We start from the raw sequence: 14,122 nt of genomic DNA, 5'->3' as shown, positions 1-14,122 counted from the left end.
ACCGGGCCACGGGGTCGCGCTACGGCCGGGGCGGCCGGTCCTTGCCGTACAGCCAGACGTCCCAGACCTTCTTCAGGTCGTGCCCGGTCTTCTCCTGCGCGTAGGCGGTGAAGTCGGCCGTACTCGCGTTCCCGTGCCGGTGGTCGGCGACCCAGCCCCGCAGCAGGGCGAAGAACTTCTCGTCGCCGACCTCCTGGCGGATGCGGTGCAGCACCATCGCGCCGCGGTAGTACACCGGATTCCCGGAGATGTCCTCGGGGCCGGGCGGGTCGGCCGGCGGGAAGGCGTCCCAGTCGGAGTCGGCCGCGTCGTCCACCTCGGTGTCGCCGGCCAGGAAGGCGTCGAAGTGCTGCTGGGCGGTGGGGCCGCCGTGGTCCTCGGCCCACAGCCACTCGGCGTAGACGGCGAAGCCCTCGTTGAGCCACATGTCCTTCCAGGACTTCGGCGACACCGAGTCGCCGAACCACTGGTGGGCGAGCTCGTGCAGGACCAGCTCCTCCTCGCCCGGCGCCCCGGAGAAGACGGGTTTGGTCTGCGTCTCCAGCGCGTATTCGAGGGTCCCGGCGGGCAGCACGATCGCACCCGCCGTACCGAAGGGGTACGGGCCGAAGCGGCCGCTGCCCCAGTCCACCATCTCCGGCAGCCGCGCGAGCGGGGCCGCGCTCGCCGCCGCCTCCCCGGGCGACACCGCGGTGTACCAGGGCACCCCGGACGGGGTGCGCCCCGTCGTCACCTTGTACTTCCCGATGGCGGCCGTCGCCAGGTAGCTCGCCATCGGCTCCGGGCTGCGCCAGGCGAACTCCGTCCGCCCGCCCTCGACGTCGCTCCGCGCACGCAACTCGCCGTTGGACACGGCCTCGTACCCCTTGGGCACGGTGATCGTGATGTCGTACGAGGCCTTGTCGCTGGGGTGGTGGTTGCCGGGGAACCAGGTCATCGAACCCACCGGCTCGCCGACGCCGACCGCGCCGTCCCCGGTGGTGATCCAGCCCTCCTTGGAGCCGTCGGCGTCCGTGAGGGCCTTCGGCCGGCCGGAGTAGTCGATCTCCGCGGTGAAGACCTCGCCCTTCTCCAGGTCCTCGGGCGGACGCACCGTCAGCTCGTTGCCGGTCCGGTTGTACCGGGCCCCGGCGCCCTGCACGGTCACGCCCTCGACCTTCAGGCCGCTGAGGTCGAGGTTGAAGGAGCTGAGCTCCTGTTCGGCGCGGGCGGTGATGACGGCCGTGCCGTGCAGCTGCCCGTCGGCGGGGTCGTAGTCGAGGTCCAGCGCGTAATGGTCGACCTGGTAACCGCCGTTGCCGGCCTTGGGGAAGTACGGATCGCGCAGCCCCGACGCACCGGGCCGCCCCTGCACGGTGCCGCCCGTACACGCCGTGGTGAAGGCGAGCAGGGCGGCGGTGGCAGAGACGGCCAGGCGGGAGAACGCGCGTTGTTCCACGCGCCCGATCCTATGCGGACCGGGCTCGGGGACTACTTGGCGAGCGCGTCGGCGCCCGCCTTGGCGAACTTCTCGTCCAGGTCGCCGCTCGGGGCGCCGGCCACGCCGATGCCGGCGACCGGGGCGCCGTCGGCCTGCACCGGGACGGCACCGCCGAGGAAAAGGGTGCCGGGGATGTCCTTCAGGTTCGGGGCCTGGGCGAGGCGGCCCGCGAGCACCGAGGTCGGGGCGTTCCAGGACACGGCGGTGAAGGCCTTGCGCTGCGCCGACTCGTAGGACTGCGGGCCCGCGCCGTCGCCGCGCAGGGTGACGATGGTGTTGCCGTTGCGGTCCACGACCGCGACCGTCACCTTCTGGTTCTCCTTCTGCGCGGCCTCGAGCGCGGCCTGGGCGGCGCGGGAGGCGGCGTCGATGGTGAGGTGGGTCGTGGTGGTGAAGTTCTTGTCGTTCTTGTCGCCGTCCTTCTTGGCGGAGGCGGCGGCCGGCGCGGCGGCCGGGGCGGCGCTGGCGCTGGCGCTGACGGCGCCGAAGGTCCCGGCGCCGAGCGCGAGGGCGAGGGCGGTACCGGTGAGAACGCGGGTGCGGGTGTTCATCTCTGCTCCTGAGGACGACGCGGGACGGTGCGAGTACGGGGACGAGCGGTGGTGTCCGGTGCCGGTGCCGGCGGCGCTGACCGGCCCGGCTCCTTCACTGCTCCAAGCCTGTCCCGCATCCCCCCGCCACCCCGTCCCCGTACCGGCTCCACCCACCGACCACACCGGTTGACCCGGGGGTCATCCGATCGGCCGATGCGGGCCGCGCCTCCGGGCATATTTGCTGGTCACCCCCCCCTACCTCCCGCCCACATCCAGCCCGGCCACATCCAGCCAAGCCACATCCAGCCCCGCCGGCGTTTGAGGCGCGGGGTCCGGGGCGGAGCCCCGATCTCGTACCCGCACCCGCGCACTCGGCCGGGCCATATCCAGCCCAGCCGGCGTTTGAGGCGCGGGGTCCGGGGCGGAGCCCCAGGAAACGGCGCCGCACCCGAACCCACCGAGCGCCGCAGGCAAACCGGCAACCGGCAGTATGGACGTACGCCGCCCACCCCAGGAGCACCCCGTGAGCCCCGCCCCGCAGCCACCCCCGCCGCGGAACCCGAACACCCGCACCCTGGCCACCGTCATGCACACGGCGTTCTTCCTCCTCCTCGGCGCCTCGGTGGCCCGCTTCCTCCTGCGCCACCCCGGCGAACCCCGCACCCCCTGGGTCATCGCCCTCAGCATCGCCCTGGCCCTGCTCTACGTGCTCGGCCCCGCGGTCGGCGCCACCCAGCAACCCGGCACCACCCAGCACCCCGGCACAGGGACCGGCACGGGGACCGCCACGAGGACCGCCACCACCCCACCACCCCCCGGCCGCCTCGTCTGGCTCGGCCTGGTCGTCGCCACCTGGGTGGTCCTCGTCGTCCTGGCCCCCAGCTTCGCCTGGTGCGCCGTCCCGCTCTTCTTCACCGCCCTGCGCACGCTGCGCCCCCGCGCCGCGATCGTCCTCGTCGCCCTCCTCACCGTCTTCGTCGTCATCGCCCAGCTCCGGCTCGCCACCTCCTTCGACCCCAACCTCCTCCTGGCCCCGCCCGCCGTCGCCGCCCTCGCCACCGCCGTCTTCGTCCACATGGAGCGCCAGGCCCAGGCCCAGCGCGCGCTGATCGACGACCTGATCCGCACCCGCCGCGAGCTGGCCGCCACCGAACGCCGCGAAGGCACCCTCGCCGAGCGCCAGCGGCTGTCCATGGAGATCCACGACACCCTCGCGCAGAACCTGTCCAGCCAGCAGATGCTGCTCCAGGCGGCGGACCGCACCTGGGACACCGACCCGGCCACCGCCCGCGCGCACGTCCGTACCGCCACCGGCATCGCCGCCCGCGGCCTCGCCGAGGCCCGCCGGCTCGTCCACGACCTGGCCCCGGCCGAACTCGCCGACGGCGCCGGCCTCGCCGACGCCCTGCGCACCCTGGACGCCGGCCCGGACATCGAGGTCCGCTTCCACCTCGAAGGCAGCCCGGCCGCGCTCCCGGACCGCGTCCAGTCCGCCCTGCTGCGCATAGCCCAGGGCGCGCTGGCCAACATCCGCGAACACTCCGGCGCCCGTACGGCCGCACTCACCCTGAGCTTCCTGGGAGACCAGGTGGTCCTGGACATCGCCGACGACGGCCACGGCTTCACCGAGCCCCGCGCCGCCACCGCGGAACGCGGACACGGCCTGCCCGCGATGCGCGCCCGCATCCGCCAGCTGGGCGGCACCCTGACGATCGAATCCACGCCGGGCGAGGGCACGGTCCTCTCCGCGGCCATCCCCTTGGAGCCGGCCCCATGACGACGATCCTGCTCTGCGACGACCACGTGGTGGTCCGCGCCGGCCTCCTCGCGCTGCTGGGCAGCGAGCCGGACATCGAGGTGCTCGGCGAGGCGGGCAGCGGTGAGGAGGCGGTGGCCCTCGCCGCCAAACTCCACCCCGACGTGGTCCTGATGGACCTCCAGCTGGGCGAGGGCATCGACGGCGTCGAAGCCACCCGCCGCATCACGGCCCTCCCCCGGCCCCCGCACGTCCTGGTCCTCACCACGTACGACACGGACGCGGACATCACGCGGGCCATCGGCGCGGGCGCCACCGGCTACCTCCTGAAGGCGGAACGCCCCGAGGAGCTCTTCGCCGCGATCCACTCCGCCGCCCAGGGCCGCACGACCCTCTCCCCGCCGGTGGCCAGCCGCGTCATGGCCCACATGCGCGGCACCCGCCCCACCCTGACCGACCGCGAACTGGACATCCTCGGCCAGCTGGCCCGCGGCCTCGGCAACCGCGACATCGCCCGCGCGCTGTTCATCAGCGAGGCCACCGTCAAGACACACCTGGGCCGCATCTACGACAAACTCGGCGTCGACACCCGCGCGGGAGCGGTCTCGGTGGCCAAGGAACAGCGGCTGCTGCCCTCATAACGCGGGCCTCACCGGCTTCGCGCCGCCGCACCGACGCTCATGGCCCGGCGGATGAGCGGTCCGGGGCGGAAGCCCAGCAGCCCGAGCACAGCCGGCTCCCACCGGGGTCGGCGCCGGCCCGCACCCGTGACACCATCGGGTACGTGCTCGACATCGGCTACTCCCTCTCCCGGCGCTTCCCCGACCCCCCGCAGACCGACTACCGCTCGGCGGACGTCCACACCCTGCGCCACGACCTCTTCTGCGGGGACGTCTACCTCGCCGACACCAACGCCGACCGCGAGGTGTCCACAGCCTGGGGATGGGTGCCCGTACTGGACTTCGCCTGGGCCCTGTGCGACATCGTCGAGCAGCTCGACAAGGACCCGCGCGGCAGCCGCTCCGCCAACCGGCAGTACGCGGAGCTCGACTTCACCGAGTCCACGGACCGGATGCTCTTCGAGCGCCGCTTCGGCTGGGTCGACGTCGAGGCCGACTGGATGCCGGCCGAGGAGGCCCCGCTGACCTTCAGCCACCGCCTCCTGCGCCGCGAGGCCCGCGACTTCCTGCACGACCTCATCGCGGACCTCGTCGACATGCACGACGGCCTCGCCGACAACCCGGCCATCTGGATGCTCCAGTCCCGCTTCCCCCGCGTCCCGGCGTAGCCGCCGCGTCCGGGTCGGCACCGCGGAAATCCAGCCCCTCCGGCGTTTGAGGAGCGGGGTACGGGGCGGAGCCCCGATCTTGAACCGGCACCTGCGCACTCGGCCGGGGCCATCTCCAGCCCCGCCGGCGATTGAGGCGCGGGGCGCGGGGCGGAGCCCCGGAAGGCGGCCCGCAGAAGGGGGACCGGCCCGCTACGGAATCACCCTCAGCCCCAGCTGCCCGGCAAGGGCCGGCGCCAGATCGAACAGCTGCGCCGGACTGATCACCGCCCCGGCCAACGCATCCACCCCCCGCGCGATCTCCAGCACATCCGCCGCCCGTAGATCCACATCCGTCATCCGCGCCCCGCTGAAGTCCACCCCCCGCACCGCGCAGTCCCGGAACTCCACCCGCTCCAGCACCGCACCCCCGAAGTCCGGCTCCACCAGCACGCACCCCTCGAAGACCACGTCCTTGAGCCGCGCCTGCCGCAGGTTCAGGTAGTCGATCTTGCCGCCCCGCACCACCACCCGCTCCAGCACGGCCCCGTGCAACTGGACCCCGCCCAGCCGCGCGTCCACCACCTCCACGTCCCGGAACAGGGTCCCCGACAGGTTCGTCCCGACCCCCCGGACCCCGTCCAGGACCGAGTCCACGAACCGCGCCTTCGCCAGCGCCGTCTCGTCCAGCACGCACCGCCGCACCGCGCAGTCCATGAACCGGGCCCCGACCCCCTCCTGCCCCGCCCAGTCCAGGTCCGCGAACTCCAGCCCGTCGTAGTCCCCGTCCGGCTCCAGCTCGCCCCCCGGCCACACCACCAGCTCCGGCAGCCGCACCTCCGGCCGCCGCGCCGCCTTCACCTTCCGCTGCTGCTCCTGCTGCTCCTGCTGCCCTTTGCGCGCCATGCACCCATCGTGACCGACCCCACTGACAGCGCCGCTTCCCACCACACCCGCCCCGCACCCTTGACCTCAACCCCGCTTGAGGTCACACGCTGGCCCCATGCCCACCACCATGCCCACCACCATGCGCGCCATCCGCCTCCACGCCTTCGGCCCCGCCGAGAACCTCTCGTACGAGAGCGCCCCCATCCCCGTACCGGCCCCCGGCCAGGTCCGCATCGCCGTCGCCGCCGCCGGCGTCCACCTCCTCGACACCGCCCTACGCGAGGGCATCCAGGGCCCCGCCCCCGCCCTCCCCGAGCTCCCGACCGTCCCGGGCCGCGAGGTCGCCGGCACCGTCGACGCCCTCGGCACGGGCACCGACCCCGCCTGGCTCGGCCGCCGCGTCACCGTCCACCTCGGCTTCGCCCCCGGCGGCTACGCCGAGTACGCCGTCGCCGACGCCGACCGCCTGCACCCGGTCCCCGACGGCCTCGATCCCGCCGAGGCCGTCGCCATGATCGGCACCGGCCGCACCACCCTCGGGATCCTCCAGTTCGCCGACCTCGGCCCGGATTCCGTCGCCCTGGTCCCCGCCGCCGCCGGCGGCATCGGCACGCTGCTCGTCCAGTACGCCCGCAACGCCGGCGCCACCGTCATCGCGCTCGCCGGCGGCCCCGCCAAAACCGCCCGGGCCGCCGCCAACGGGGCCCACCTGGCCCTCGACTACACCGCCCCCGACTGGGCCGACGCCGTACGCGCCCGCTACCCCGACGGCGCCACCGTCCTCTTCGACTCCGTCGGCGGCGACACCGCCCGCACCGCCCTCGGCCTGCTCGCCCCCGGCGCTCGCCACCTCGTCTTCGGCTGGTCCGGCGGCCCCCTCACGCTCACCGACACCGAACGCGCCGAGCTCACCGCCCGCGGCATCACCACCGAGGGCGTCCTCGGCCCCGCCATGTTCCGGCGCGTCGGCGCCCCCGACCCCCTCCGCGTCCTGGAGACCCGCGCCCTGGCCGAAGCCGCCGCCGGCCGCCTCCGCCCAGCCGTCCAGCGCTACCCCCTGTCCGAAGCGGCCGCGGCCCACCACGCCCTGGAATCCCGCGCCACCACGGGCAAGGTCGTCCTCGAACCCTAAGAAGCCCCCAGCCGCGCCAGCGCCCCGTCCGTCAGCCGGTACACCGACCACTCGTCCTGCGGCCGCGCGCCCAAGGCCTCGTAGAACGCGATAGTCGGCGCGTTCCACTTCAGCACCGCCCACTCCAGCCGCTCGTAGCCCCGCTCCACGCACGTCCGCGCCAGCTCCGCCAGCAGCGCCTTCCCGTAGCCGCCCCCGCGCACGCCGGGCCGTACGTACAGGTCCTCCAGGTAGATCCCGTGCACCCCGCGCCACGTCGAGAAGGAGAGGAACCACACCGAGAAGCCGACCACCTCGCCGTCCGCCGTCTCCGCGATGTGCGCGAACACCGCCGGCCGCTCCCCGAACAGCGCTTCCCTCAGCTGCTGTTCGGTCGCGCGCGCCTCGTGCGGCACCTTCTCGTACTCCGCGAGCTCGCGGATCATCGCGTGGATGACGGGGACATCGGCAATTTCAGCACTACGGATCATCCCGGCACCCTAAACGCCCCCGGCGACACCACCGTCAGCGCCCTAGCAGCAGCTCCGCGACCGCCACCTGCTCCTCGTCCAGCCGCTCCTCCCCGTCCGCCACGTCCCACAGGCAGTTCTGCAGCACCCGCCCCAACGACCAGGCCCGCGCCCGCTCCCGGTCCAGCCCCATCACCTCCGTCATCAGGTCGAAGCGCCACCGCACGTCCTGCGCCCGGAAGTTGTTCACGATCGCCGGCAGCAGATCGAATCCCGGATCACCGGCCAGCGGCTTCGGGTCGATCGCCAGCCACGGCTCCCGGCCGCCCGCCAGCACGTTGTCGTAGTGCAGGTCCCAGTGCAGCAGCCGGTCCCCCGGCTCCCCCGCGACCTCCGCCACCGCCCCCGCGCAGTCCCGCAGCAGCCGCCGCTCCCCCGCGTCGGCGAGCCGCCCCGCCGCCCCCGGTACGTCCTCCAGCATCCCCGCGGCTATCTCCCCGAGCCCGCGCAGCCCGGCCGGCGCGGCCACCGCCGTCAGCCGCGCCAGCAGCCGCGCGACCACCCCGACCGCCCGCCGCGCGTCCCGCTCCGCGAGCGCCGACAGGGGCCGCCCCTCGTCCAGCCGTTCCAGCAGCAGCGAGCCGGTGTCCGCGTCGTGCTCCAACAGCCGTACGCTGCCCACCCCGTCCCAGGCGCGCAGCGCGAGCGGCTCCCCCGCGCTCTCCTCGTCCGGCAGCGCCAGTTTCAGTACGGCCGCGGTCCCGTCGGCCCGCTCCACCGGCAGCACCAGCGCCGTCACCCCGTGCATCCCGGGCCCCGTGCGCCGCAGTTCCCACTCCGCCAGGAACCGCCCGGCCAGCGCGGGCAGCCCCGCGATGAACTCCCGCCCCGCGTCGCCGTTCCACCTGAGCTGCGCCCGCACCAGCCCGTCCGGGATCTCCGAGATGTCGACCATGGCCCGACCCTAGGGCCTGCGCCTTCCGGTCACGGCACTACGCCGTACCGATCCCCAGCCCCGCCAGGGCCGCCGTGAAGGCCTTCGCGTCGAACAGCGACCCGTCCTCGGCCCCCACCGGCCGCCCGTCCACCAGCACCGCGGGCGTCCCCTGCTGCCCCGTCGCCTCGAAGGCCTTCTCCGCGTCGCCGACCCACCCCTTGTACGCCGTCTCCGCGACCGCCCCGTCGAAGGCCGGCCCCCGCAGCCCCGGCACCTTGTCCGCGATCCCGAGCAGCAGCTCGTCCGTGAACTTCCCCTTCGGCTGACTGGCGAAGACCGCCGCCTGGTACTCGGCGAACCTCCCCGCGTCCACCGAGGCCCGCAGCGCGTTCACCGCCTTCACCGAACCGCTGGCCCCGCCCTGGTCCAGGAAGGAGGCCAGCAGGTACTCGACCTTCACCTTCCCGTCCGCCGCCAGCTTCAGCAGCGCCTCGCCGCCCGTCTCCTCGAACCGCGCGCAGTAGCCGCACCGCGGATCCACCAGCACCTGCGCGGTGCGCGGCGCGTCCGGACTGCCGACGACGACCTTCGCGCCCTCCACCTTCGCGGGCAGCTTCGCCGGCACGTCCGCGATCGGGCTCGTCCGCACCGCGCCGGAGGCGGCCGCGCTCCCCTGGTCGCCGCCGCCGCAGCCGGCCACCGCCCCGCCCAGCAGCGCGGCCGCCGCAACCGCCGCCACCACACGCCCTGCCCTGCGCCCACGCACCACGAATCCGCACCTCTCACCTGAAACCAGAACAAAATTCCCCGCCCCACCCTAGGAACCGCCCACCCCCGCCGCATCAGCCAAAAGGCCTTGATTCGCACCCCGAAACCCGGCATCCCGCACCTGGACACCCCTCCGGAAGCGGGTGTACCAACTCCCCCATGACGATCAACGGCGGCATTTCCTTCTGGTACGCGACCGACCGCTCCGCCCCGGCCACGCCACCGCGCGCACCCCTCACCGCCCACGCCACGGCCGATGTCGTCATCGTGGGCGGCGGCTACACCGGCCTGTGGACCGCCTACTACCTCAAGCGGGCGGCCCCCGACCTCCGCGTCACCGTCCTGGAGCAGAAGTTCTGCGGCTACGGGGCCTCCGGCCGCAACGGCGGCTGGCTCTACAACGGCATCGCCGGCCGCGACCGCTACGCCCGCCTCCACGGCCCCGAGGCCGCCCGCCGCCTCCAGCGGGCCATGAACGACACCGTCACCGAGGTCATCGACACGGCCGCCAAGGAGGGCATCGACGCCGACATCCACCGCGGCGGCGTCCTCGAAGTGGCCAGGACCCCCGCCCAACTCACCCGTCTCAAGGCCTTCCACGCCGCCGAACTCGCCTTCGGCGAGAGCGACCGCGAGCTCCACGACGCCGCCGCCACCCGCGCCCGTATCGACATCGCCGACGCCGTCGGCTCCAGCTGGAGCCCCCACGGCGCCCGCATCCACCCCCTGAAGCTGGTCAAGGGCCTGGCCGCGGCCTGCGAACGCCTCGGCGTCGTCATCCACGAGTCCACCCCGGCCACGGAGATCGCCGCCGGGAAGGCCGTCACCCCCTACGGCACGGTCCGCGCCCCCCACGTCCTGCGCTGCACCGAGGGGTTCACCGCCGCCCTCAAGGGCCAGAAGCGCGCGTGGCTCCCCATGAACTCCTCGATGATCGTCACGGCCCCGCTCCCCGCCTCGGCCTGGGACCGACTGGGCTGGTCCGACTCGGCGGTCCTCGGCGACATGGCCCACGCCTACATGTACGCCCAGCGCACCGCCGACGACCGCATCGCGATCGGCGGCCGCGGGGTGCCGTACCGCTTCGGCTCGCGCACGGACAACGACGGCCGCACCCAGCCCGCCACCATCGACTCGCTGCGGGAGCTGCTGTTCTCCTTCTTCCCCGCCCTCACCGGTACGGAGATCACCCACGCCTGGTCCGGCGTCCTCGGCGTCCCGCGCGACTGGTGCGCCACCGTCACCCTGGACCGCGCCACGGGCCTCGGCTGGGCGGGCGGCTACGTCGGCTCGGGCGTCGCCACCGCCAACCTCGCCGCCCGCACCCTGCGCGACCTGGTCCTCGGCGACTCCACCGAGCTGACCGACCTCCCCTGGGTGGGCCACCGGGTGCGCCGCTGGGAGCCGGAGCCCTTCCGCTGGCTGGGCGTCCAGGCGCTCTACGCCGCCTACCGCGAGGCGGACCGCCGCGAAGCCGCCGGCCACCGCCCGACGACCGCGCCCCTGGCCCGCCTCGCCGACCGCATCTCGGGCCGCCACTGACCTAGCAGGAGCAGGAAAAGGCCATGCGGAAGGCCCCGGACCTGAGCGGTCCGGGGCCTTCGCCAGCAGAGCCCCCTGTCGGGTTCGAACCGACGACCCCCGCTTTACAAGAGCGGTGCTCTGGCCAGCTGAGCTAAGGAGGCAGGGCCGCCATCACTCTACACAGGCCCCTCTTCCCCAAGCCATCACATTGGCCGCGGGCACCGCCGCGGACCTGTCAGGCGCAGCCGGGCACCGTACCGGCGCAGTTCGTCGGCAGGTTCTTGACGATCTTGCTGTTGGTGAGGGTCACGACGGCGCCCTCCCCGTTGTTGATGCCGCCGCCCACGCCCGCGGCGCGGTTCTCCGCGACCGTCGAGCGGTCCAGCGTCAGCTCCGTGACACCACCCGCCGTCTCCGCCACGTTGTTGATGCCGCCGCCGTCGTGGCCGGCCTGGTTCGACTCGACCTTGGTCTTCTTCAGCGTCGCGGTGCCCGCGTTGTTGAGGCCGCCGCCGTCGTTGCCCGTCCGGTTGTCGGCGATGGCCGACTCGTGGACATCCAGCGTCGCCTCCTCGCCGTTGTGGACGCCGCCGCCGTCCACACCGGCCCAGTTCTCGACGACCTTGGTGTACTTGAGCTTCGCGGTGCCGAGGTTGTAGATGCCCCCGCCGCTGCCGTCGCGGGCCTCGTTGTTGACGACGAGGCCGTGCTCGACGTTCAGCGTGCCCGCGTTCGCGATGCCGCCGCCGTCCCCGTCGGCCGCGTTGCCGGCGACGGTGCTCTTCTTGAGCGTGAGGGTGCCCTCCGCGTCGTTGCTGATGCCGCCTCCGTCCCCGTCGGTGTCGTTCGCGTTGGTGACCACATTGGTCAGGACGTCGCTGTCGACGAGCGTCACGGTGCCGCCCGTGTTGTGGATGCCCCCGCCCTGTCCGGTCGCCAGGTTGCCGGCGACCTTGCTGTCCTCCAGGCGCAGGGTGCCCGCGTTGCCGATGCCGCCGCCGTACCCGTCGGTGCGGCCGCCGGTCACGGTGGTCCCCTTCAGGAGGAGTTCACCGCCCTCGTTCACCGAAATGATCCGGAAGTACGACACGCCCTCGGTGACGGATCGGATCAGCGTCGAGTTGTGCCCGATGATCTTGACCTTCCCGGTGATGGCCGGCAGGGCCGTGCCCGAGTCGTCGAAGTCGTCCGCGAAGCGGTAGGCGCAGTCCTTGGCCAGCGTGATCGTGCCGCCTTCGGCGTTGCCATTCGCGTCGCCGACCGCGGTGAGGAGCGCCGCGACGTCACCGCAGGCCACTGTCACCTTCAGCGGCTGAGCCATGGCGGCCGGTGCGACCGCCATGCACAGGCCGACGCTGGCCGCAACAGCAGATCCGATGACTACGAGACGATTCTTCATTCGCTTCTCCCTCTCGGTGCCAAGCCGGGCCGGCGCCACCGCACGGGAGGCGCCCCCAGGACGCACCAGAGGTATCGCCTCAGCACGACGCGGTCTCGCACCCGGGTTCGGACCCTCCGGAAGTCCATGCGAACGGCCGTCACCCGTACGGTGTTGACGGCCCGAGGCCCCCGGGGTGCTGACAGGAGCCGTCCGGGCAGGTAGCGTCGAGCGAAGTCCGGTCAACTGGACTAGACCTTCCACTCGGATCGTCCGGCACGTTCCTGCCGGTAGAAGGGATTCACCATCATGGCTTCTGTCACTTTCGACAAGGCGACGCGGCTCTACCCGGGCGGCGACAAGCCCGCCGTCGACCAGCTGGAGCTGGAGATCGAGGACGGCGAGTTCCTCGTCCTCGTCGGCCCCTCCGGCTGCGGCAAGTCCACCTCGCTGCGCATGCTCGCCGGCCTGGAGGACGTCAACGGCGGCGCCATCCGCATCGGCGACCGCGACGTCACGCACCTGCCGCCCAAGGACCGGGACATCGCGATGGTGTTCCAGAACTACGCGCTCTACCCGCACATGTCCGTCGCCGACAACATGGGCTTCGCGCTCAAGATCGCCGGCGAGGACAAGGCCACCATCCGCAAGAAGGTGGAGGACGCGGCCAAGATGCTGGACCTGACCCAGTACCTGGACCGCAAGCCGAAGGCCCTCTCCGGCGGCCAGCGCCAGCGCGTCGCCATGGGCCGCGCCATCGTGCGCAAGCCGCAGGTGTTCCTCATGGACGAGCCGCTGTCGAACCTCGACGCCAAGCTCCGCGTCTCCACCCGTACGCAGATCGCGGCGCTCCAGCGCGACCTGGGCATCACGACCGTCTACGTCACCCACGACCAGGTCGAGGCCATGACCATGGGCGACCGCGTGGCCGTCCTCAAGGACGGTCTGCTCCAGCAGGTCGACACCCCGCGCAACATGTACGACCGCCCGGCGAACCTCTTCGTCGCCGGCTTCATCGGCTCCCCCGCCATGAACCTCGTCGAGGTCCCGATCACCGACGGCGGTGTGAAGTTCGGCGACAGCGTCGTCCCGGTCTCGCGCGAGGCGCTGTCCGCGGCGGCCGACGCGGGCGACCGCACCGTCACGGTCGGCGTGCGCCCCGAGCACTTCGACATCGCGGAGAGCGGCGGCCTGACCATCGTCGTGAACGTCGTCGAGGAACTCGGCGCCGACGGCTACGTCTACGGCTCCACCGACAAGGCCGACGGCGCGCAGGACCTCGTCGTCCGCGTGGGCGGCCGCCAGGTGCCCGAGAAGGGTTCGAGCCTGCACGTGGTGCCGCGGGCCGGCGAGATCCACGTGTTCTCGACCTCCTCCGGCGCGCGGCTGTCCGCGTAGTCGCACCGCACGCACGAGAAGGGGCGCCTCCGCCGGAGGCGCCCCTTCGCCGTCTCCGCGAACCCCGGCAGACCGGTCGATTCAGACCCAACCCGTCAACCCATAATTCGAAAAGCCACGTCGAACCATCCCCCGACAGGGTGACTAAATGTCGCCAAATCTTCACCGAGCGCTACTCTCGCCCTCGTGACCCACACTGCCCGCCGTATCGGCCGTTCCCTCGCCCTGGTCCTGCCCGTCGTCCTCGTCCTGTCCGGGACCCTCGCGGTCACCATGGTTCCCTGGGCGGACACTTCCTCCTCCCAGATCCTGACCGCCTCCGCCGAGGACGTCTCCCTCCCCGCGAAGCCGCGCGCCGCGCACGACGTGCTGCGCGACAAGCTGCTGAGCGAGATCCAGCAGGGCGAGGAGCCGGGTGACGTCCTCACCCACCTCCAGCAGGAGGTGGACAAGCGGCCGTCGCTCGCCGAGCACTGCGTGGGCATCGCCCGGGCGCTGGGGCGTGCCGCCGTGACCGCGTACGGCCCCACGAAGGCCCAGTCCTTCGCCCGCCCCGTGTGCGACACCTCGTACGCGACCGGCGTCGCCTCCATGGGCTGACCCGCGCCGCGT

At 73.0% G+C, this 14,122-nt stretch carries 14 protein-coding genes and 1 tRNA gene; 7 read left to right on the top strand and 8 right to left on the bottom strand.

Annotated elements, in window-relative coordinates; translation table 11 throughout:
* Positions 1–19: 19 nt before the first annotated feature.
* Positions 20–1,438 (bottom strand): M1 family metallopeptidase, encoded by a 1,419-nt coding sequence (locus ACFWBN_RS26200; protein ID WP_385179581.1) that lies wholly within the window; start codon positions 1,436–1,438, stop codon positions 20–22.
* Positions 1,439–1,470: 32 nt separating this feature from the next.
* A complete protein-coding gene (locus ACFWBN_RS26195) occupies positions 1,471–2,031 on the bottom strand; it encodes a heme-binding protein (protein WP_385179579.1) in 561 nt (186 codons plus the stop codon).
* Between the two features lie 472 nt (positions 2,032–2,503).
* Here ACFWBN_RS26195 and ACFWBN_RS26190 point away from each other — a divergent pair, with 472 nt between their 5' ends.
* From ACFWBN_RS26190 to ACFWBN_RS26180, 3 genes are all read left to right on the top strand, one after another.
* The gene (locus tag ACFWBN_RS26190; protein WP_385179578.1) at positions 2,504–3,790 is read left to right on the top strand and encodes a sensor histidine kinase; all 1,287 of its coding nucleotides are present in this window, start codon (positions 2,504–2,506) and stop codon (positions 3,788–3,790) included.
* Positions 3,787–4,410, top strand: coding sequence for a response regulator (locus ACFWBN_RS26185; protein ID WP_385179577.1), 624 nt, complete (start codon positions 3,787–3,789; stop codon positions 4,408–4,410). The genes ACFWBN_RS26190 and ACFWBN_RS26185 overlap by 4 nt, the downstream gene beginning before the upstream one ends.
* Before the next feature lie 143 nt (positions 4,411–4,553).
* The gene (locus ACFWBN_RS26180) at positions 4,554–5,057 is read left to right on the top strand and encodes a hypothetical protein (protein WP_385179575.1); all 504 of its coding nucleotides are present in this window, start codon (positions 4,554–4,556) and stop codon (positions 5,055–5,057) included.
* Positions 5,058–5,249: 192 nt separating this feature from the next.
* On the opposite strand, the gene ACFWBN_RS26175 is transcribed toward ACFWBN_RS26180, so the two are convergent.
* Positions 5,250–5,942, bottom strand: coding sequence for a pentapeptide repeat-containing protein (locus tag ACFWBN_RS26175; protein WP_385179573.1), 693 nt, complete (start codon positions 5,940–5,942; stop codon positions 5,250–5,252).
* A 121-nt stretch (positions 5,943–6,063) separates the two neighbouring features.
* On the opposite strand from ACFWBN_RS26175, the gene ACFWBN_RS26170 reads away from it, so the two are divergent.
* The gene (locus ACFWBN_RS26170; protein WP_385179726.1) at positions 6,064–7,056 is read left to right on the top strand and encodes a zinc-binding dehydrogenase; all 993 of its coding nucleotides are present in this window, start codon (positions 6,064–6,066) and stop codon (positions 7,054–7,056) included.
* Here the strand turns inward: ACFWBN_RS26170 and ACFWBN_RS26165 are convergent.
* The 3 genes from ACFWBN_RS26165 to ACFWBN_RS26155 are packed head-to-tail and all read right to left on the bottom strand — an operon-like array spanning position 7,053 to position 9,184.
* The gene (locus tag ACFWBN_RS26165) at positions 7,053–7,526 is read right to left on the bottom strand and encodes a GNAT family N-acetyltransferase (RefSeq protein ID WP_385179571.1); all 474 of its coding nucleotides are present in this window, start codon (positions 7,524–7,526) and stop codon (positions 7,053–7,055) included. The two genes, ACFWBN_RS26170 and ACFWBN_RS26165, sit on opposite strands and share 4 nt — an antisense overlap.
* 34 nt (positions 7,527–7,560) lie before the next feature.
* The gene (locus ACFWBN_RS26160) at positions 7,561–8,460 is read right to left on the bottom strand and encodes an aminoglycoside phosphotransferase family protein (protein WP_385179569.1); all 900 of its coding nucleotides are present in this window, start codon (positions 8,458–8,460) and stop codon (positions 7,561–7,563) included.
* A gap of 37 nt (positions 8,461–8,497) precedes the next feature.
* Positions 8,498–9,184, bottom strand: a complete 687-nt coding sequence (locus ACFWBN_RS26155; RefSeq protein ID WP_385179568.1) for a DsbA family protein — start codon at positions 9,182–9,184, stop codon at positions 8,498–8,500.
* 185 nt (positions 9,185–9,369) lie between these two features.
* On the opposite strand from ACFWBN_RS26155, the gene ACFWBN_RS26150 reads away from it, so the two are divergent.
* Positions 9,370–10,752: an NAD(P)/FAD-dependent oxidoreductase gene (locus ACFWBN_RS26150; protein WP_385179566.1), complete on the top strand. Its 1,383-nt coding sequence runs from the start codon at positions 9,370–9,372 to the stop codon at positions 10,750–10,752.
* Between the two features lie 69 nt (positions 10,753–10,821).
* On the opposite strand, the gene ACFWBN_RS26145 is transcribed toward ACFWBN_RS26150, so the two are convergent.
* A tRNA-Thr gene (locus tag ACFWBN_RS26145) sits at positions 10,822–10,895 on the bottom strand.
* A 74-nt stretch (positions 10,896–10,969) separates the two neighbouring features.
* Positions 10,970–12,133, bottom strand: a complete 1,164-nt coding sequence (locus ACFWBN_RS26140; RefSeq protein WP_385179564.1) for a hypothetical protein — start codon at positions 12,131–12,133, stop codon at positions 10,970–10,972.
* A gap of 288 nt (positions 12,134–12,421) precedes the next feature.
* Between ACFWBN_RS26140 and ACFWBN_RS26135 the strand changes: the two genes are divergently transcribed.
* A complete protein-coding gene (locus ACFWBN_RS26135; protein WP_385179563.1) occupies positions 12,422–13,510 on the top strand; it encodes an ABC transporter ATP-binding protein in 1,089 nt (362 codons plus the stop codon).
* A gap of 186 nt (positions 13,511–13,696) precedes the next feature.
* Positions 13,697–14,110 carry a hypothetical protein gene (locus ACFWBN_RS26130; protein WP_385179560.1) on the top strand — a complete coding sequence of 138 codons (414 nt, stop codon included), beginning with the start codon at positions 13,697–13,699 and terminating at the stop codon, positions 14,108–14,110.
* Positions 14,111–14,122 lie beyond the last annotated feature (12 nt).

Origin of the sequence: Streptomyces sp. NPDC059989, assembly GCF_042736975.1 — a bacterium.
In the GTDB taxonomy this organism is placed as follows: domain Bacteria; phylum Actinomycetota; class Actinomycetes; order Streptomycetales; family Streptomycetaceae; genus Streptomyces.
The sequence above is the reverse complement of the archived record's forward strand: the minus strand, read 5'-3'. Positions and strand labels throughout refer to the sequence as shown.